The following is a 17,531-nucleotide window of genomic DNA, read 5'->3' as shown; positions in this document are numbered from 1 at the left end:
TCGGCATCAACGACACTGGTCAATACCGATGGCATTTATTATGAATGATTATGATTTAACAATACGATTGATGCGGGTATGAGCTTGCTTAAGGGCTTGCTCAGCAGTCATTTGTCCCATCATCGCTAACTGTAAGAAGTCACCTAAGATACTTTCCACTTCCGCCCAGTTATGGATTCTAGGTCGCGCCTTACCCGTAGAGAGTGCTTTGGCTTGTTGTGGATACCAACGATACTTGCTCACCACTTCGTCATTAAAGTAAATGCTGTTACGCGTTGGTGGCATGCCGTAGTCGAGAGCGAGTGCTTTTTGAATATCGGCGCTGGTTGCAAATTTTAAGAAAGCCTCAGCTTCTTGCTTGTTGTTTGAATCAGAAGGAATGGCTAGCTGCCAAATACCTAGCATTGGCGCAGGGCTTCCGACTTCTGCTGGCGGCGCCATGATCTCCATATCGCCCACAACGTTAGATACGTCAGCGTTGTCTAGGTTAGGCACCCAGGCTGGCCATACTTCAATCGCCATGGCCGCTGTCCCTTTCTGTAGGGAATCACGTACTTCATCAGCGTTGTAAACATCGACGCCTCTTGGCGCAAATTGCTTCATTGCAAGGAAGGTTTCTAATGCTTCAACGGCCTCTTTAGAGTCGAGTGTTGAGCGGCCATTCTTGTCGACCACATCAGCACCATATCCCCAAAGTACAGGTAGGAAACCCGTCACGATAGGGTTGCCCTTTACGCCACGAAAAACCACGCCATTAGTTTCACTTGATTCACTGATGGCTTTTGCTGAGTTGAGCACGTCTGTCCATGACGTTGGCTCTGAAAGATCATGTTTCGCAAATTCAGCGCGATTCCATGCGAACATCGCTACGTTCCCCACCATTGGCATCGCATAAGCTGGGCCGCTTGCATCTGGGTAGCGTCCAATATCAAATGACGCTTGAACAAAGTCAGTATCCTCCACTGAGCTAGACAGTGGTGCTAACCATTGATTGGTTAAAAATTCAGGCGCCCACGTATCGTCCATAAGGATCACATCATAATGGCCCGTTTGCTCACGCATAGAAAGAACCGTACTTTCATACAGTCCTTTAGTTGGGCGTTTAACCAAGGTCACCTTCGTCTCTGGCTTAACCTTGTTGTATTCACTCACGACAAATTCCATGGCTTCGCCATAGCTGCTATCACGACTTGCAATGACCAGTTCACTTGCATTGACCAATGGTGTTGTGGCGAGAATTGCTGAGGCAATGATTGCTTTTCGGAACATGACGTTCTCCCTTTCTTTGATAAATTGAGCGTTATTGCACGCGCGTTCAAATTGATGTTTGTTACCTTAGTGAAGCTAAATGTCAGATTGATGACGAAGATGTGAAACTTAAAATCGTGATGGCGAAGCGATTTCCACCATCACTGAAATTAGATATTGGCTAATATTTATTGGTGAGTGTCATCCCAACGAGTGACGGGTAGCAGTTTGAAGCGAGTATTGGCGTTAAAATCCTGACAGGAGTAAAGTTGCCATTGTGTTCCTGCTCCTGCCCCTTTATTATCCATGCAGTATCCGTTACCGTCGTCACCACTAGTGTTACTGTGCCAACTAATGAATGCGCTGGTTGGTGTAATACTCCACCTTTCGCTGGTTCCTCCATCACAATTCCATAAGTGAAGATCTTTGCCGTTTCCTGCTTTCCCTCCCTTGATATCCACGCAATATCGAGAGTTTCCTTTGGGTCTTAGCTGAGATTCAACGGTGTAAACAAACTTTTGATCCTCTGACTTTTGACACTGACTGCTGATGAGTTGCGTTCCGTTACTGTATTTAGAGTCTTTGACACTTAAGCAAAGCCCGGTTTGTTCGTTGTAAATCTGGAAAAAACCCGTGATTGATTGTCGTACGCCAATAAGTGGAATAGCATTACCCCAAGTCGAAACATCTTGAGGTTTAGATCTTTCTCTATTGATGAACTGCACCCCGTGGCTAACTGAAAGGTAGTTGTATTCAAATGTTTCAGGGCTAACTAGAGAGTCTCCCCAAATATGCATCATTTGCTGATTATTAGCGGCTTCATTTGCGACATTTTGGTAGTGCTTACTTTGACCCATGTTGTTACAAATAAAGCGTTGAGACTCCTCTTTTGATATCCCATTGAGTTGCCCTCCCACCTTAATATGCTCAATAGTGCTACCTTCAGGACACATAAAAGTTGATGGCACCACGCCATGTGTCTCCCATAGCCAGTTCCAACCTGATCGGTAGTTTTGGTTCTTGCTCCCTATTTTTCCACCAGTGAGAACAACGATTATCTTGCCTTGAAGGTCGCGTAGTAAGGGCCAGCCAAATGCTTTAGTCAATTCACGAACATGTTTACTGGGGTTAACTGCTCCTGCGTGTTCCGCTGCTGTTGCTGCGGGCACTAAATGCTCGTCTAAGTACGACGAGAACCGGTACTGGTGTTCGCCCAAGTAGTCACTTATCCATTTGTCAATCATGCCAACTTCATCGTAGTTCCATGCGTTAGCGGGATCCCAACTGACTTTTAGATCGACGAGAACCACTAAGGGGTATTTCGGGTTATTTTGGTTTGTCCATTGAATGATGCCATCGAAGCAATGACCCAGCCGAGTATTGCCAGCTGCTGCGCAGTTTTTGTTGCCGGGGCTTGAGGAGTGAGACACGTAAGGGCCAAACTCTTCGTGTTCCCATCTACCTCTATCGATCACATCCAATTCCACGATACCAAACCCCTGATCTAACCAATCCGTCAGCTTATCTCCATAGTCTTGGGTGTTATGTTGCTGCATGTAATAGATGTCACTGAATGTATGTTTACTTGGATCTACAGGTTCTACCTGAATGACTGATGCCAAGGCTTGAGAGCTTGCCAGTAAAGCTAGCCCAGGCCAAAATAACTTATGCATAATTTCTCCTTAATTTTTGCACGCGTGTTCATTGAGTGTTTACGTTAGAGAATATTGATGACTGATTGATTAAAAATTGGTTAAATATTGTTCGCTTAAATTAGGAGTAAAAATGAGTTGGGCAATTTGTTAGAACCGCTTAAGCCTGAGTTACAGTTAATACGAAGATAAGAAAGCCCTCCACGATGTTCAGTCGTGGAGGGCTTTTTGTTGGAAGTTACTTTCTTCTAATTGCGAGTTTATGAGATAAGAGCGTTAAATCGAAATCACACGCTTTATCTCATCGAGCACATCTGCATTGGCTATCGCGCCGATGTTCTCGACGGGTTTACCATTCACGACCTGTTTCACCGCCAGCTCCACCAGTTTTCCTGAGCGTGTTTTGGGCACATCACTGATAGCAAAGGTCTGGCTAGGCACATGCCTTGGCGAGCAAGATGATTTGAGCTTGCTCTTGATGGTTGCCAATAGCGTTTCATTTAAGTCCACGCCTTGCTGCAGTTGAACAAACAGCCATATCTGCTCATTGCGTTCGACATCTTTCCCCACTGCAATGGAATCGATGATGCCGTCAATGGTGTTCACTTGCTGATAGATCTCGGCAGTACCAATTCGCACGCCACCGGGGTTGAGTGTGGTGTCGCCTCGCCCGTAGAACAGATAGCCCCCATGAACGCTCTGTGCGACTTCGTCACCGTGATGCCACACATTATCGAACCTATCCCAATACGTGTTGTGATAGCGCTCTCCGGTGTCATTCCAGAAGCCAACAGGGAAGTTGGGGAGGGAGTTTGTGCACACCAGTTCACCACGTTCATGATCGACCTTGTGACCAGATGAATTGAACACCTTGATGTCGACGCCGAGCCCTGCCTGTTGGCATTCACCGCGATACACAGGTGAGATAGGATTACCCAACACAAAGCAGCCACAAATATCCGTTCCGCCAGAAATGGACGCCAAATGCAGGTCTTGTTTGATGTGTTTGTAAACATAATCGAACTGCTCGGGGTAAAGCACAGAACCCGTTGAGCACAGTGTTCTTAAGTGGGGAAGAGAATGGCTGTCGATAGGTGATAGCTCAGCCTTCTCGATCGCTTCAAGATACTTGGCCGAGGTGCCAAATGTCGATACGTCAGCTCGCTGTGCTAAATCCCATAAAACGTTGGGTTGCGGGTAAACCGGGCTACCATCAAAGATCACCAAACAAGCGCCGCTGGCGAGTGCAGAGACGTGCCAGTTCCACATCATCCAACCACAAGTGGTGTAGTAGAACACGCGATCTTTCGGTTTGATATTGCAGTGAAGTTGATGCTCTTTTAGGTGGTTGATGGTGGTGCCGCCAACCGAGTGAACAATGCACTTTGGTTTGCCTGTTGTGCCGGAAGAGTAGAGTACAAACAATGGTTCATTGAAGCCGACACGCACAAATCGTACAGGTTGTGGCTGATAATGATTGATGATGCTATGCCAGCTTCGGGTCGACACATCATTTTCAAAGTCATTCTTCTCTAAATCACCACTAGGTTTTAAATAACCGATCTGACACACCTGTTTTAGCTCGGTTAAGTGCTCGATGATTTCACGGTTCTTATCCGTCATATCGAATGTTTTGCCATTGAAGGTATAGCCATCACAGGTGAACAGCACCTTGGGTTTCACTTGGCCAAATCGTTCAATCACACTCTCGACACCAAAATCAGGCGAGGTTGATGTCCAAATCGCGCCCAAGCTGGTGGCTGCCAGCATCGCTATTACGGTTTGTGGCAGATAAGGCGTATACGCAGCAACCACATCACCTTGTTTCACTCCGCTATCGACAAGCCATTGCTGAACACTAGAGACCGCTTCACACAGGGTTTTCCATGTATAACTCTGCTGTTCGCCACGCTCATTCTCAAACCAGATCGCAAGCTCATCAGGCATGGTGTGTGCCAAGCGCAGCAAGTTCTTGGCGTAGTTTACCTGCGCATTGGGAAACCAAACCGCATCACGATTCGATTTGGGCTGCTGCCAGCGGCTCTCACCTTGAGTTTTGATGTGTTCGCTTTTTGCCTTGTTAATACAGTCTTGCGAGCCGACTATTCCACAAAACTGCCACACGTTTTGCCAAAACGATTCCGGCTGATCCACAGACCATTGATGTAGCTCGGCGTAGCTTTTTACGTCCCTATCTAGGTTTAACCCAGATTGTTCAAGGCTATCGATAAATCGGGTTAAGTTGGCATCGGCGATACGCTGCTCGCTTGGCTGCCAAATGGGCTTATTGCTTTCGTGCATTTCTTTACCTTTAACAAAAAGTTAACGTTTTCAGTCTGGTATTTAGGTTTTACAAAGTCAAAAGTTCAGCAAAATAAGCGCTTGGCGAAATTGTGTAAATAAAATGTTACACAATCGGCTATTTCGAAAAATCGCGCAAATTGGCGCTTATAAGGAGTGGAGATAGGCTTAAAGTGAGACATTCGAAAGGAGGTGTGTAATGACTCAATATCATTCTAAGCCCGTGAGCCAAGAGGGATGGGTTGAGTGGAGCCTCGAAGAAGATGCCATTTGGCACGACTTGGTGAAAAGGCAACTGGACGTTATTAGTGACCGCGCTTGTGATGCCTATTTGCACGGTTTGACCCTGCTGGATCTGCCATTAGACAGAGTTCCCCAGCTTCCAGAGATAAACAAAGTGCTAAAGGAAACAACAGGTTGGCAAGTTCAGCCTGTTCCTGCGTTAATCGATTTTGACCGTTTCTTTGATTTGCTCGCGAATAAGAAATTCCCAGTGGCGACATTTTTGAGAACGCGAGACGAGTTCGATTACTTACAAGAACCTGATTTCTTTCATGAAATTTTTGGTCACTGTGCCATGCTGACTAATGCGGATTTCGCAGCATTCACTGAGCATTATGGAAAACTAGGCCAAGCGGCGACATCGAAGCAACGCGCTTATCTTGCCCGTTTGTATTGGTTTACGGTCGAGTTCGGTTTAGTAAAAGAAGGCCAACAATTGAAAATCTATGGTGGTGGCATTCTTTCGTCTCCGGCGGAAACCATGTATGCGTTGGGAGGGGATTTGGCTGTTCGTGAGAGGTTCGATCTACAAACCGTTTTAAGAACCCCTTATCGCATCGACATCATGCAGCCGAAATACTACGTAATCGACGAGCTATCTGAGCTCTTCAAAATCAGTCAGGAAAACCTATTACAGCAAGCTGATCTCGCGATTGATGCGGGGTTACTACCACCACTTTTTGAACCCAAGGAACCAACACATGTTGAATGAACAAAAATGCGAAGCCTGCAGTATCGACGCGATTGCCCTAAGTAAAGATGAGCAACAATCTTTACTTTTGGAGTTGTCTGATTGGCAGATCATGGAAAGAGACGGCATCCCACAGCTTGAGAAGGTGTTTAAGTTCAAGAACTACAAACAAGCATGGGCATTCAGCAACAAAGTGTCAGAGTTGGCAGAAGAAGAGTTCCACCATCCTTCGATCTTATTGGAGTGGGGCAAAGTCACTGTCACTTGGTGGAGCCACTCAATCAAAGGCCTGCACAAAAATGATTTCATCTGCGCCTCACGCTGCGATGTGTTTGCCGCGAGTGAGTAGTTTTTTAGGTTAGAAATCATTCTTGCGCCTTTGTGATGTGATTAACTCGTTATTCGGCTCATTAGGTGAGTCGAATAAGCGATACATTCGCATCATGTGGCATCACTTCTCTCAAACTAGCTTGACCTGCATCAGTGACTTGCTTGGTTTAGGGTCTCATAAACCCTTTCTACTACTCATAGTATTGGTTTTATGAGGCTGCTCTATGATATATTTCTCGGCCAAGTGTATTACAGACGAAGGCTAACAATGTCTATCAACCTTTCACTCCTTCCACCCAGCGAGAAAAATAAAATCGAACTGGATAAGCAAGCATCGTTTCTTGTATGGAAACTGAAGCAAGCGAAATGTGGCCCTGAAGCCATTGTTGAAGAAGCAATGAAGCTAGGTGACCCAGATGAAAAGGTGTGGTTTGAACAGTCTGTAGAAAAATACAAACGGGTAATGGGTGTCGCATAAACGCAGACAAACCTTGCCCAGCAATGCTGTAGAATTGAAATGACACAGTAATTTGCTAGAATTTGCACCGTTAATTGAATCAGAGAGAAGATCCCGATGGGAAGAAGTTTTGAAGTGCGCAAGGCCTCAATGGCGAAAACTGCAGGCGCAAAAATTAAAGTTTATTCTAAATACGGTAAAGAGATTTACGTACTGGCTAAGAACGGCAGCTCTGACCCAGACATGAACCTACCTCTTAAGCACCTGATTGCTAAAGCGAAGAAAGACCAAGTACCAGCTCACGTTATCGACAAAGCGATCGATAAAGCGAACGGTGGCGGCGGTGAAGACTTCCAACCAGCTCGTTACGAAGGTTTTGGCCCAGGTGGCACAAGCGTGATCGTTGACTGTCTAACTGACAACGGCAACCGTACTTTCCAAGACGTTCGCCAATGTTTCGTTAAGACTGGCGCGAAAATCGGTGTTGAAGGTACTGTTTCTCACATGTTCGCTCACCAAGCTGTATTCCAGTTCAAAGGCGAAGATGACGAGATCATCCTAGAAACGCTAATGATGGAAGACGTAGACGTGACTGACGTTGAGCTAGAAGACGGTGTTATCACTGTATTCGCTCCAACGACTGAGTTCTTCAAAACGAAGACTGCACTAAACACTGCGTTCCCAGAGCTAACTCTAGACGTTGAGGAAATCACTTTCGTTCCTCAAACAACTACGCCAGTAGCTGAAGAAGATTCTGAGAAGTTCCAGAAGTTCTTAGACATGCTTGACGACTGTGATGATGTTCAGCAGGTTTACCACAACGCTGAGCTGTAATCTTTACAGTAACAACAGTTATTAAAAAACCGAGCCTAGTGCTCGGTTTTTTTATGTCGGTAATAATGATTGTTTTCCTTGATCATCGTTCCGCTGGTTCTATAGATAACTTTGGAATTCATGGCGTTATTCATCGCATAAACTCACTTTGGTTATCGTTTTTGATCTCGGGCGACATAGCCACTCGGCGACCTTTCTGACTTGTGGCAACAAGGTTAGGCTCAGTGTGAGTGCACACGGCCAAGCAATCAAAAAGCTGTTTAACCAAATTGGTGGCCATGCTTGACTGAAACCCATCTTATAACCCGATATGATCCCCGACATCATAAATGCCATGACAAGTGAAGACAGTATCGCGGTAACCCAATGCAGTTTGTTATTCATCTGCTCTCCTTAGTGATTTTATTATTGGAATGCATTAAGGTTACTCCTATCCATAAATGAGAAAAATAGGCACATATAGAAGTATGAATTCCATATTTGGAAACATTGATGATCTATTCCTGTTTTGTACTGTGGTGGAAGAGGGGTCGTTGTTATCGGCATCGAAGCGACTTCAACTGCCGGTGTCGACCATGTCGCGCCGATTAACCGCTTTGGAAGAGCGCCTGAGCATTCGCCTTTTGGAGAAGAAGGGTAGAGAGCTGGTGGCCACTAAAGATGGTGAGGCGGCCTTTGCAGCGCTGAGTAGCAGCATGGAGTCACTGCATCAGGGTTTTAGTAGCTTGCTTGAAGAGCGCGATGCCATTCAAGGCAAAATAAAGCTCGCGGTGCCTCATAACTTCTATAGCGGTTTTCTTCGCCCGACTGTCGAGCAATTCCTTGCTGAGTACCCAAAAGTACAGCTCAACCTCATCTTGAGCCAACAGCAAGTAGTTCCTGAAACCGATCGTGACTTGTTGATCACGTTTCAAATCTCTGACATGGACGGCATGATTGCGCGGCCACTGTTTAAGGCTAAGCACGGATTTTTTGCGAGCCAAGAATACTTGGACTCTCGCGAAGAGATTAAAAAGCCAGACGATCTCGAGCATCAAGAGTGGATTAATGTCGATGATGTGTTTGATATGCCGCTCTACAAATCTGGTCAGTTAGAGCAGATGGTGACGATCAAACCTAAGTTCATCGTTAACGATATTTATGCGGTCGCGGCCGCTGCGCAGAAGGGATTGGGTATCGCCTCACTGCCTTTTCGCCATGTTTCTCCGGAAATGAATCTGATTCAAGTGCTCCCTGAGTATCATCGGGGTGATCGCCAAGCGTATTTAGTGTACAAAGAAAGAAAATATCAGCCGAAGGCTTTGACTTTGCTTATCGAGACCTTGATAGAGAGCGTTCGCTCGTTCCATCACGATGAGCTGAGTTAAATGAAAAGGAGAAAGAAATGAAAGTAAGTTTTATCGGGCTAGGCGTAATGGGTTTCCCAATGGCAGGCCACCTAGTCAAAGCCGGCTTTGAGGTAACGGTATTTAACCGCACTCATAGCAAAGCACTAGACTGGGCTGATAAATACCACGGCAAAGCCGCTGAGAGCGTGGCTGAGTGTGTCGCAGAAGCGGACGTAGTATTGGTTTGTGTAGGCAACGATGACGACGTGCGTAGCATGACAACCAGCGAAACAGGCGCATTGGCGGCAATGAAGCCAAACGCGATTCTTGTTGATCACACCACAACGTCTGCGGTTCTGTCTGAAGAGCTTGAAGTGGCAGCGAAGAAAGTGGGTGTTCGCTTTATGGATGCACCAGTGTCTGGTGGCCAAGCGGGCGCAGAAAACGGCGTGTTAACCATCATGTGTGGTGGCGAACAAGAGCTATTCAACGACCTTCAACCAGTATTCGAAGCTTACGGTAAGTCGTCGGTTCTGATGGGTAAAGTCGGCCAAGGCCAACGCGCGAAAATGGTTAATCAGATCTGCATCGCGGGTGTTTTGAACGGCTTATCTGAGGGTTTGGTACTGGCTGAAAAATCAGGTTTGGATATCCCAACGCTGGTTGATTGCCTTAAAAACGGCGCAGCAGGTTCATGGCAGATGGAAAACCGTGCTACCACAATGGCGCAAGATAAGTTTGATTTCGGCTTCGCAATTGATTGGATGATCAAAGATTTAGGTTTCTGCCTAGATGAAGCAGAACGCCAAGGCATCCAGCTTCCGTTGACGGAAAAAACCAACAACGCATACAAGGCATTGTCTGCTGAAGGGCAAGGCCGCATGGATACATCAGTATTGATGAAAGCTGTGGTTGAAGAGACGAAGAAGTAGAAGAGACAAAGAAGTAGCAAGACAGAAGAAATCGAAGCTTCGTTTAGATAACTAAAAATAGCCGCTAATCAGCGGCTATTTTTGTTTGTATGAAATGAAAACGAGCCTTTTTAACTCGTCTCAGGGCACTAACTATTTAGATTAAAGCCTATCTAGATTGAAACCTATATAGATTGAAGCATAACCCTTTTAATCACGTCATGAACGGCAAGGTTTAGAGGGCTTTGACGATCGACAAGGCGCATGCAGGAGACAAGGTTTAGATCAATTCTAAGCTCTTTGGGCGGCTCTATGGTATTAAGCGAAGCGTCCTTCCAACTATCGCTTAATACGCAGGCGTGGTCGCCTTGCTCTAGAATTTGCCTCGCCACTGAAAAATTGTCCACTGTGATACTGATGTGGGGGTCAATACCACTGCTTCTCAACATTTCTAAATATCGATAACGTTTTTCATTCCAACCTTGGCTGCGGATCTTGATAAAAGGCAACTGCAATGCCTCTTCCCATGTTAGTTGCCCTAATGATTTTGATACGGCGATCACCAGTTGGTCGGGCATGATGCGTTTCTGGAAGATATTCGAACTACGGTCTTCATTTAGAACATGCACACCTAAGGTGATATCACCGTCTTCTAATTTTTGTTCTGTATCTGATGTCCAAGTTTTCAGCTCTATTTGTGCTTTGGGAAATGTTTTCGAGAGCTCCCTAAATAAACTAACGCCTGAGAACTCTAGTGTGTAAGCGAAGAAAGCAAGGGTAATTGGCCCTGCATAGGTGGCAGGGTTGAATGTTTCTGGTGAGGTGGCGGAGTGCATCAAGGACAAGGCTTGTTCAATCTTGGGCAAAATAGATTGGCTGTAATGTGTTGGTCTCAGCCCTTCCGTGGTGCGTTCGAAAAGTGGGTGTCCTAACTGTTCTCTTAGCTTGGTCATTTGCTTGCTGACGGCGCTCTCTGAGATCCCCAGTTTCATCCCAGCTCTTTTAAGGCTATTCGACTGACACAGCAACACAAAGGTACGCAGCAAGTTCAAGTCTATACTTTCCATTTCGGCAAGTCCTATTTTCCACGCTTTCCATTTTGGAAGTATAAAGTGATCACTATCGGCAGAGCAAATAATACTCTTCCAAATGACATTCACTTTGAAATATAAAGGTCGCTACTATGAAAACACTATTTCCCCTTACTGCTGTCGCTTTATTCTCAACCAGCGTTATTGCAGCGCCAACCATCGTCACGGAAGATAATTTTGCTCAGGCATACACCAATATGCGTCTCGGCGCGGTAGTTGAGAAAGCAGGCGGTATCAATACATTCTTTGAGATGCCAGTACCAAGCAGCATTCCAGAAGAGCAGTTCGTTGTGCGAATGAATCGAGACACCTTTTACTCCGTTTCTGTCATCGATATGTCGAATGATGATGTCTACGTGACGGTTCCAGAAACTGATCAATATGTGTCACTGCAAGTCGTCGATGAAAACCACGAGACACAACCAATGATCTACGGTTCGGGTCGTCATAAAATTAGCGCAAAAACCGCCCACGCATTTGTGATTGTCCGTGCGCTTGAAGATAATGCTCGCCGTAACCTGAAGATTGAAACAGGCAGTGAGAAACCGTTTGAAGTAAAAGAGTGGGACATGGCGTCGTTCAAGGCCACGGATAAAGCTGGCAACATCGATTTCAGTGACGGATATGACCAATCAAAGGCGTTTGGTAACAAAGAAAGCGGCCAAACTGATTACATGAATTACGTTGGCGCAGCTGGCGGTTGGGGTGGTGCAATGGTCGAAGATAACATCTATCAAACCAGTCAGTACTTCGATGCGAATGCATGTTACGAGACGACTTTCAAAGATCCGAAGGCAGGCTCATTCTGGTCGGCGACCGTATATAACGCTGATGGACGCATGTTCAACGATAAAGCCAACATTTCGAGTGAAATGGCACCCGTAATGAACAGCGATGGAACCTACACTCTCCGTTTTGGATGTGAAGGTCAGCCAAACAATATTCCAACTATGGACGGTAATAACACGGGTAAATTTAATGTTCTTATGCGCCACTACAATCCTAGCGAACCAGTAAGCAAAGGTGAGCAAGGTTACAACCCAGCGACGATGATTAAGAAAGTAGGTTAATTTAAGTTATTGGTTTTTATGAATAAAGTAGTCGAATTATCATTTAGAACATAAAAAATAGCCGCTGATTAGCGGCTATTTTAGTTTGTGTATTATTGAAAAATCGAGTGTGGATAGCATTCCGCACAGCTATTTTTAGTCGTCTTCTAATCTTGAATTGTGTGTTTCATTGTAAGAATGACGAACTAGCTTACGAGCAATAATCCTTCAAAGTGAGCTTTCTGTTAGTAAAATTAGCCATTTTGGTGGTTGTTTTATCGCCACTGTATATTCGGTTGATAGATTTATCATACTGTTACAATTGCTTACATTTTAATGTTTAGGGGCAATTTAATGCGATATCAATCTTCACCAAGTAACTACACAGAACAAACACAACAGTCACCCCAAGAGCGCGCTCATCAACAGCGTTTGGCTCGCAAGGAAGAACTCACAGTTACTCAGGCTGATAATCAACGTTGGGCGGAAAATCGAGAAAGAGTTATTGCTGAACGCAACAGCGAAAATACCGAAGTAACATTAACTCAATTAAAAGAAGACAAGAAAAAGAGTGGTTTTAGCTCTTTGCTATGTGCGAAACCGACGTTCTCTAAACTTCCAACTAAGACCGTTGCTTATTGTTGGGTAAACACTAAGGCCGAAAGTGACGAAGACAATATTATTCCTAGTGTCGAAAAGGAACATGGTCTGTTAAATGTGATTAGTAATGCAAAAATTACCCCAAAGGTTAAACACGTCATCTATGTCGATAGACGTACTAAAGGGCGAACATGTTACGACTCTCGCGTCGAGATTCCTGAGAATGTTAAGTTCGTTTCCGTTGATGAGTTGTTAACGAAGAAAAACATGTCAACGCCAGAGATTGCTAAGAAGATGACTGAGTTGTATGAGGCGAGTATCAATCACGGCAGTCCAGCTTTTGCGAAGAACATGGTCTCTTTACTGGCTTTAAATAAAGGGGATTATTTCTTCGACATAGGTGTAGGCATAAAGCCCGATGGCAACTTAGCTAAGCATCTCAATGGCGAGAGCAAATATCAGGGAGGCTCAGTCGGAAATGGCAGCTTTTTGATGGGGGGGACACGAGAAAGACAGTATTGAGATGATTGTTGAGTTCCTTTATGGGTTGTATACCTGTGAAAGGGCACCGACGGTACATCCGAAAAAAGCAGTGGAGATCCTAAATAGTCTCGATGAATCGTTATCGCCAACGGAAGTTGTAAGTGAGGTTGTAGGCAACGCGAAACTAAACGAAAAAATCACACCTGCTGAATTCGTTACGTATTCTCGCATGATAGAGAAAAAATTTGCTGAGCGCGGCGTTAAGACTACGATGAGTGAATATGCCCGTCATACTGATTCCGTCTTTGGGAATACCATTGCAACCATTACTAATGGTACGAAAACGAAATTTGTGGACGGAAAAGACTTCGTTAACAATCATAAGATGAGCCATCATCATAAAATCAAAGTGGAAGCACACCATGTTCCAGTTTGATAAAGGGAACAAAGCCGAGCCATAAAAAGCTAGCGAATAGCTCAGATAAATCGAAATAGAAAAGGGGGCTCATTGGAGTCTCTTTTTCAAAGGCATACGTTCCTCTTGTACTGCAGCCTATTGTATTTTTATACCGTAATACCAGCCTCAGGTTGGGAAGAAGGAAAGTTCGCTACTTTGATTTCCGTCTCCCACTCACGCCCCAACTCAACCATTCACTCCTCATTATTACTATTCGTCGCATCGGTAAAACTGCATGACAAATTCTGGTTAACCTTTCAACGTCAACATTTGAAAGGGATTAGAAATCATGGCTACTGCAAATACTACTTATTCATTTACTTCTCAATTTAAGCGCTCATTTTTGATTGGGCTTGTTTCCTTCGCTCCTACGTTAGCTTTGGCTAACCCAAGCTCAGGCGTGCTTGATATCTACAACCAAGCGGCGCAAGGCAATGAAGACATGGTGGCGGTGGCTTATGAACGCCTTAACGACACGCTGCAACAAGACGGCGCGACGCCACTGACTTTGGTTTATCTAGGAAGCACAGAAACCTTAATGGGCCGTGATGCATTCTTACCTTGGAACAAGATGAAGTATGTAGAAAAGGGTTTATCGACCATTGATAAATCGCTGGTTCTGCTTAAAGACGAAGACCAGCCCATTCATGAGCAACCTCGTGTTCAAGGGCTACCAGATTCTTACCTGACTCGCGCCATGGCTGCGGTGACTTACACCTCTCTACCCGACATGTTTAACCATTTTGATCGTGGTTATGACCTCTTCCTCTCACTACTGGCTGAAGACGCTTTCCAGCAACAGCATTTCGCTGCGACATCGTGGATTTACCGTTATGCAATTGAGGCATCGATTCGTGCTGAAGATCTTAAGCAAGCACAAGCGTGGCTAGAACAAATGGAAACTGCCGATTCTGGCAACATCGAAACCATGACTGCGAAGGCCCTAATAGCGAAAGTCAAGTAATAGTTGCGAATGCTAAATAATGGGCGCGAAAGCTAAATAGTAGCTGCGAACGCTTAAGAATGGATTGGTAATCGGAGGACAACGGGATGATTGAATTTAAAGGTATCGGCAAATCGTATCTCACTGGCGGTCAAAGTGTAGATGCGCTCAAGGGCGTTGATGGTCAGATCCAACGCGGTGAAATGGTGGCGCTATGTGGGCCGTCGGGTTCAGGAAAAAGCACACTTTTGAATATTCTTGGTTTATTGGATATGGATTATCGAGGGCAGATTAATATTGATGGCCAACCGTATCCGACAGAGCAAATCGCCGCTGCACGTTTTCGTCGTCAGTCGCTGGGTTTTGTGTTTCAGCGATTCAATCTGGTTCCTGTAATGACTGCGCTTGAGAATGTCGCTTACCCATTGATGTTGAACCAATGCTCAAAGCAAGAACAGCAGAGCAGAGCGCAAGACATGTTAGAGCGTGTTGGGCTAGGGGATTACGTTAATCATCGTCCAGACAACTTGTCTGGAGGTCAGCAACAACGTGTCGCGATTGCCAGAGCACTGATCCACAACCCAAGCTTAGTGATTGCCGATGAGCCGACCGCGAGCTTAGATAGCCACACTGCGAACCTTGTGATCGACATTATGAAAGAGCTTGGTCACGAAATGAGTACGACTTTTATCGTCGCAACGCACGACCCAAGAATGGCGCAGCGTTGTGACCGAGTGATTGAACTTATCGACGGACAATTGGCTCCACAAGCCACAGCAACGGAGACGATCTCATGGGCAAGTTAACACAAAGAATGAGCACGTTTTTACTTCCAACTTCGGTGCGTTTGGCGTGGCTTAATCTATTAAGAAATGGTCGACGTAGTTTGTTGTCGGTGTTGATCATCGCCATTGCGGTATTTGCACTGACCAGTGCTGGTGGTTATGGGCTTTACACCTATGAGTCACTGAGAGAATCGACTGCGCGTGATACTGGCCACCTTACTTTGAGTACGCCAGGTTATTTTGAACAAGATGAAGACATGCCGCTGAGCAATGGTCTGGATAACGTACAAACGCTAACCAAGAGCATTATCGGTGATAGTGACGTGCGTGGTGTGCAGCCGCGAGTCTATTTCAGTGGTTTGGTGTCTAACGGCAGTAAGTCGACCATCTTTATGGGAACGGGTGTCAATGAGCGTGAGTTCGACATGAAAGGCCCTTTCCTTGATGTGCGCAGCGGGCAAACCCTGTCGGATGTGAAATCCCCAAGATACGATAGCCAAGAGCCACAAGTGATGCTGGGTACTGACTTGGCTCGTAATCTTAAAGCTGCGGTAGGAGATTGGGTGACTCTGCTCGCTACAACAAGTGACGGTGCTTTGAACGCTTTTGATTTTAAGGTGCAGGGCATCTACTCGACAGGCGTGCCAGAGTTGGATAAGCGTCAGCTGTATGTTCATATCACTGCCGCTCAAGAGCTTTTGGCCTCAGACAAAGTCAGTACCTTATCGGTGTTCCTATTTGAAACAAGCAAGACCTCGACCGTTCAACAACGTATCCAAACTGCTTTAGATCGAAATAGCGCTAGCCAAAGCGAACAAGGATCAGAGATCGAGATCACTCCATGGCAAGATCGCGCGTTTTTTTACACCAAGGTCAAAGATCTTTACGACCGGATCTTCGGCATCATGGGTGCAGTGATGGCATTAGTGGTGTTCGTGTCGCTGTTTAACACCATGACTATGTCAGTCACGGAGCGCACTCGTGAAATTGGCACCTTGTCGGCACTCGGCAGTTACCCATCTGAAATCGTGGCAGGCTTCTTAAAAGAGGCGGGATTACTGGCACTGATTGGTAGCGCGATTGGCGCGCTAGTGAGTGGCTTGGTGTCGGTGTTGTTACTGGTGATTGATGTGCAAATGCCACCTCCCCCCGGCAGAACCGAAGGTTACCCACTCAACATTTACTTCTCATTAGAATTGGTTGGTTACGCCACCTTAGGTGTGCTGACGATATGTTTGCTGGCTGCTTATTTCTCTGCTCGTAAAGGCGTGAATAAGCCAATCACGGAGGCGCTGGTTTATGTCTAAATTAACTCGTTCAATTAATACGTTGGGTTCGGTTTTTGTTTTAGCATCAGCTTTAACATCGATACCAAGCTGGGCAGTCGATTCACAACAAGTCACTGAGATGATCGCCAAGGCAGACAGCTATCGCTTGAACAGCGCACAAGCCTCTAAGGTAGTGTCTTTGGTGGCGCTGTATCAAGACGAACAACTCGACAAGACCCGTGAATACAACGTCTACACAAGGCCAAACCGAGAGTCGTTAGTGGTCTTTAAATCGGCCGTCGAGGCAGGTCAAAAGATGCTGATGATAGAAGATAACTATTGGCTACTGATGCCGAAATCTCGTCGACCAATTCGTATCACCCCGATGCAAAAACTGCTGGGTGAAGCCTCGGTAGGGGATATCTCGACGCTGACGTGGAGCGAAGATTACCAAGGTGAGTGGGTTGCCGAACAACAGGTTGAGATGCCGACTGGCGAGACAATCGATAGCCATCATCTAAAGCTATCGGCGAAAACCAAGGGTGCCAGTTATCAATCGATTGATCTGTGGTTAACGGCAGACCGTGCATTTCCAGTTAAAGCGGATCTGTATCTGCGCTCAGGAAAGCTAGCCAAGCAAGCGTGGTTTACTGAAGGCGTGCGTGATGGATTACCAACCGTGGTGTCGATGACCTTGCTCGATAAGATCCAGCCAAGTAAGAAAACCGTGATTGAGTATCGCGAAGTGATTGAACAAAGCTTGGCGGATAAATACTACAACCCTGCCTACCTATCGCGTAACAGCGTGTCTGGGCTTTAGG

The 17,531-nt window shown here is 45.7% G+C and carries 18 protein-coding genes; 13 read left to right on the top strand and 5 right to left on the bottom strand.

The genetic code is table 11. The features are described 5' to 3' along the window. Window positions 1–48: 48 nt before the first annotated feature. The 3 genes from ITG10_RS18610 to ITG10_RS18600 form a co-directional block, all read right to left on the bottom strand. Window positions 49–1,269 (bottom strand): extracellular solute-binding protein, encoded by a 1,221-nt coding sequence (locus ITG10_RS18610; protein WP_017630278.1) that lies wholly within the window; start codon window positions 1,267–1,269, stop codon window positions 49–51. Window positions 1,270–1,436: 167 nt separating this feature from the next. Beyond that, window positions 1,437–2,921 (bottom strand): ricin-type beta-trefoil lectin domain protein, encoded by a 1,485-nt coding sequence (locus tag ITG10_RS18605; protein WP_017630279.1) that lies wholly within the window; start codon window positions 2,919–2,921, stop codon window positions 1,437–1,439. A 255-nt stretch (window positions 2,922–3,176) separates the two neighbouring features. Further along, window positions 3,177–5,201 carry an acetoacetate--CoA ligase gene (locus ITG10_RS18600; RefSeq protein WP_017630280.1) on the bottom strand — a complete coding sequence of 675 codons (2,025 nt, stop codon included), beginning with the start codon at window positions 5,199–5,201 and terminating at the stop codon, window positions 3,177–3,179. Between the two features lie 199 nt (window positions 5,202–5,400). Here ITG10_RS18600 and phhA point away from each other — a divergent pair, with 199 nt between their 5' ends. The 4 genes from phhA to ITG10_RS18580 all read left to right on the top strand — a co-directional run bounded on the left by phhA (window position 5,401) and on the right by ITG10_RS18580 (window position 7,795). Next, window positions 5,401–6,195 (top strand): phenylalanine 4-monooxygenase, encoded by a 795-nt coding sequence (gene phhA, locus ITG10_RS18595; RefSeq protein WP_017630281.1) that lies wholly within the window; start codon window positions 5,401–5,403, stop codon window positions 6,193–6,195. Then, window positions 6,185–6,523, top strand: coding sequence for a 4a-hydroxytetrahydrobiopterin dehydratase (locus tag ITG10_RS18590; RefSeq protein WP_017630282.1), 339 nt, complete (start codon window positions 6,185–6,187; stop codon window positions 6,521–6,523). The genes phhA and ITG10_RS18590 overlap by 11 nt, the downstream gene beginning before the upstream one ends. Before the next feature lie 249 nt (window positions 6,524–6,772). Further along, complete coding sequence (locus ITG10_RS18585; protein WP_008216860.1) at window positions 6,773–6,982, top strand: DUF3283 family protein; 210 nt, start codon at window positions 6,773–6,775, stop codon at window positions 6,980–6,982. Between the two features lie 96 nt (window positions 6,983–7,078). Continuing rightward, window positions 7,079–7,795 (top strand): YebC/PmpR family DNA-binding transcriptional regulator, encoded by a 717-nt coding sequence (locus tag ITG10_RS18580; RefSeq protein WP_017057670.1) that lies wholly within the window; start codon window positions 7,079–7,081, stop codon window positions 7,793–7,795. Window positions 7,796–7,921: 126 nt separating this feature from the next. Here ITG10_RS18580 and ITG10_RS18575 read toward each other — a convergent pair whose 3' ends face one another. Then, a complete protein-coding gene (locus tag ITG10_RS18575; protein WP_248387062.1) occupies window positions 7,922–8,179 on the bottom strand; it encodes a DUF2798 domain-containing protein in 258 nt (85 codons plus the stop codon). Window positions 8,180–8,262: 83 nt separating this feature from the next. On the opposite strand from ITG10_RS18575, the gene ITG10_RS18570 reads away from it, so the two are divergent. Next, window positions 8,263–9,162: a LysR family transcriptional regulator gene (locus ITG10_RS18570; RefSeq protein WP_017630284.1), complete on the top strand. Its 900-nt coding sequence runs from the start codon at window positions 8,263–8,265 to the stop codon at window positions 9,160–9,162. A 17-nt stretch (window positions 9,163–9,179) separates the two neighbouring features. After that, a complete protein-coding gene (locus ITG10_RS18565; RefSeq protein ID WP_017630285.1) occupies window positions 9,180–10,055 on the top strand; it encodes an NAD(P)-dependent oxidoreductase in 876 nt (291 codons plus the stop codon). Between the two features lie 164 nt (window positions 10,056–10,219). On the opposite strand, the gene ITG10_RS18560 is transcribed toward ITG10_RS18565, so the two are convergent. Then, on the bottom strand, window positions 10,220–11,101 hold the full coding sequence (locus tag ITG10_RS18560; protein ID WP_128815168.1) for a LysR family transcriptional regulator: 882 nt from the start codon (window positions 11,099–11,101) through the stop codon (window positions 10,220–10,222). 116 nt (window positions 11,102–11,217) lie between these two features. Here ITG10_RS18560 and ITG10_RS18555 point away from each other — a divergent pair, with 116 nt between their 5' ends. The 7 genes from ITG10_RS18555 (at window position 11,218) to ITG10_RS18525 (ending at window position 17,530) form a co-directional block, all read left to right on the top strand. Continuing rightward, window positions 11,218–12,195, top strand: coding sequence for a DUF1254 domain-containing protein (locus tag ITG10_RS18555; protein ID WP_017630287.1), 978 nt, complete (start codon window positions 11,218–11,220; stop codon window positions 12,193–12,195). A gap of 333 nt (window positions 12,196–12,528) precedes the next feature. Beyond that, entirely contained in the window at window positions 12,529–13,296 is a 768-nt protein-coding gene (locus ITG10_RS18550) for a hypothetical protein (protein ID WP_017630288.1), read from the top strand. Between the two features lies 1 nt (window position 13,297). Then, window positions 13,298–13,693, top strand: a complete 396-nt coding sequence (locus tag ITG10_RS18545) for a hypothetical protein (RefSeq protein ID WP_017630289.1) — start codon at window positions 13,298–13,300, stop codon at window positions 13,691–13,693. A gap of 310 nt (window positions 13,694–14,003) precedes the next feature. Further along, window positions 14,004–14,678, top strand: a complete 675-nt coding sequence (locus ITG10_RS18540; protein WP_017630290.1) for a hypothetical protein — start codon at window positions 14,004–14,006, stop codon at window positions 14,676–14,678. Between the two features lie 86 nt (window positions 14,679–14,764). After that, window positions 14,765–15,463 carry an ABC transporter ATP-binding protein gene (locus ITG10_RS18535; protein WP_017630291.1) on the top strand — a complete coding sequence of 233 codons (699 nt, stop codon included), beginning with the start codon at window positions 14,765–14,767 and terminating at the stop codon, window positions 15,461–15,463. Further along, on the top strand, window positions 15,451–16,749 hold the full coding sequence (locus ITG10_RS18530) for an ABC transporter permease (RefSeq protein ID WP_248387061.1): 1,299 nt from the start codon (window positions 15,451–15,453) through the stop codon (window positions 16,747–16,749). The genes ITG10_RS18535 and ITG10_RS18530 overlap by 13 nt, the downstream gene beginning before the upstream one ends. After that, window positions 16,742–17,530 (top strand): outer membrane lipoprotein-sorting protein, encoded by a 789-nt coding sequence (locus ITG10_RS18525; protein ID WP_248387060.1) that lies wholly within the window; start codon window positions 16,742–16,744, stop codon window positions 17,528–17,530. Before ITG10_RS18530 ends, ITG10_RS18525 begins: the two co-directional genes overlap by 8 nt. Window position 17,531 lies beyond the last annotated feature (1 nt).

This window comes from Vibrio sp. ED004, from assembly GCF_023206395.1.
GTDB lineage: Bacteria > Pseudomonadota > Gammaproteobacteria > Enterobacterales > Vibrionaceae > Vibrio.
This window is presented reverse-complemented; position numbering and strand designations above follow the sequence as displayed.

What these genes read in the sequence shown, in the direction of transcription:
- ITG10_RS18535 (WP_017630291.1), top strand. Translation starts at nt 14,765, where the DNA reads ATGATTGAATTTAAAGGTATCGGCAAATCGTATCTCACTGGCGGTCAA.
- ITG10_RS18550 (WP_017630288.1), top strand. Translation starts at nt 12,529, where the DNA reads ATGCGATATCAATCTTCACCAAGTAACTACACAGAACAAACACAACAG.
- ITG10_RS18565 (WP_017630285.1), top strand. Translation starts at nt 9,180, where the DNA reads ATGAAAGTAAGTTTTATCGGGCTAGGCGTAATGGGTTTCCCAATGGCA.
- ITG10_RS18540 (WP_017630290.1), top strand. Translation starts at nt 14,004, where the DNA reads ATGGCTACTGCAAATACTACTTATTCATTTACTTCTCAATTTAAGCGC.
- ITG10_RS18570 (WP_017630284.1), top strand. Translation starts at nt 8,263, where the DNA reads ATGAATTCCATATTTGGAAACATTGATGATCTATTCCTGTTTTGTACT.
- ITG10_RS18580 (WP_017057670.1), top strand. Translation starts at nt 7,079, where the DNA reads ATGGGAAGAAGTTTTGAAGTGCGCAAGGCCTCAATGGCGAAAACTGCA.
- ITG10_RS18560 (WP_128815168.1), bottom strand. Translation starts at nt 11,101, where the DNA reads ATGGAAAGTATAGACTTGAACTTGCTGCGTACCTTTGTGTTGCTGTGT.
- ITG10_RS18575 (WP_248387062.1), bottom strand. Translation starts at nt 8,179, where the DNA reads ATGAATAACAAACTGCATTGGGTTACCGCGATACTGTCTTCACTTGTC.
- ITG10_RS18545 (WP_017630289.1), top strand. Translation starts at nt 13,298, where the DNA reads ATGATTGTTGAGTTCCTTTATGGGTTGTATACCTGTGAAAGGGCACCG.
- ITG10_RS18605 (WP_017630279.1), bottom strand. Translation starts at nt 2,921, where the DNA reads ATGCATAAGTTATTTTGGCCTGGGCTAGCTTTACTGGCAAGCTCTCAA.
- ITG10_RS18590 (WP_017630282.1), top strand. Translation starts at nt 6,185, where the DNA reads ATGTTGAATGAACAAAAATGCGAAGCCTGCAGTATCGACGCGATTGCC.
- ITG10_RS18600 (WP_017630280.1), bottom strand. Translation starts at nt 5,201, where the DNA reads ATGCACGAAAGCAATAAGCCCATTTGGCAGCCAAGCGAGCAGCGTATC.
- ITG10_RS18525 (WP_248387060.1), top strand. Translation starts at nt 16,742, where the DNA reads ATGTCTAAATTAACTCGTTCAATTAATACGTTGGGTTCGGTTTTTGTT.
- phhA (WP_017630281.1), top strand. Translation starts at nt 5,401, where the DNA reads ATGACTCAATATCATTCTAAGCCCGTGAGCCAAGAGGGATGGGTTGAG.
- ITG10_RS18585 (WP_008216860.1), top strand. Translation starts at nt 6,773, where the DNA reads ATGTCTATCAACCTTTCACTCCTTCCACCCAGCGAGAAAAATAAAATC.
- ITG10_RS18555 (WP_017630287.1), top strand. Translation starts at nt 11,218, where the DNA reads ATGAAAACACTATTTCCCCTTACTGCTGTCGCTTTATTCTCAACCAGC.
- ITG10_RS18530 (WP_248387061.1), top strand. Translation starts at nt 15,451, where the DNA reads ATGGGCAAGTTAACACAAAGAATGAGCACGTTTTTACTTCCAACTTCG.
- ITG10_RS18610 (WP_017630278.1), bottom strand. Translation starts at nt 1,269, where the DNA reads ATGTTCCGAAAAGCAATCATTGCCTCAGCAATTCTCGCCACAACACCA.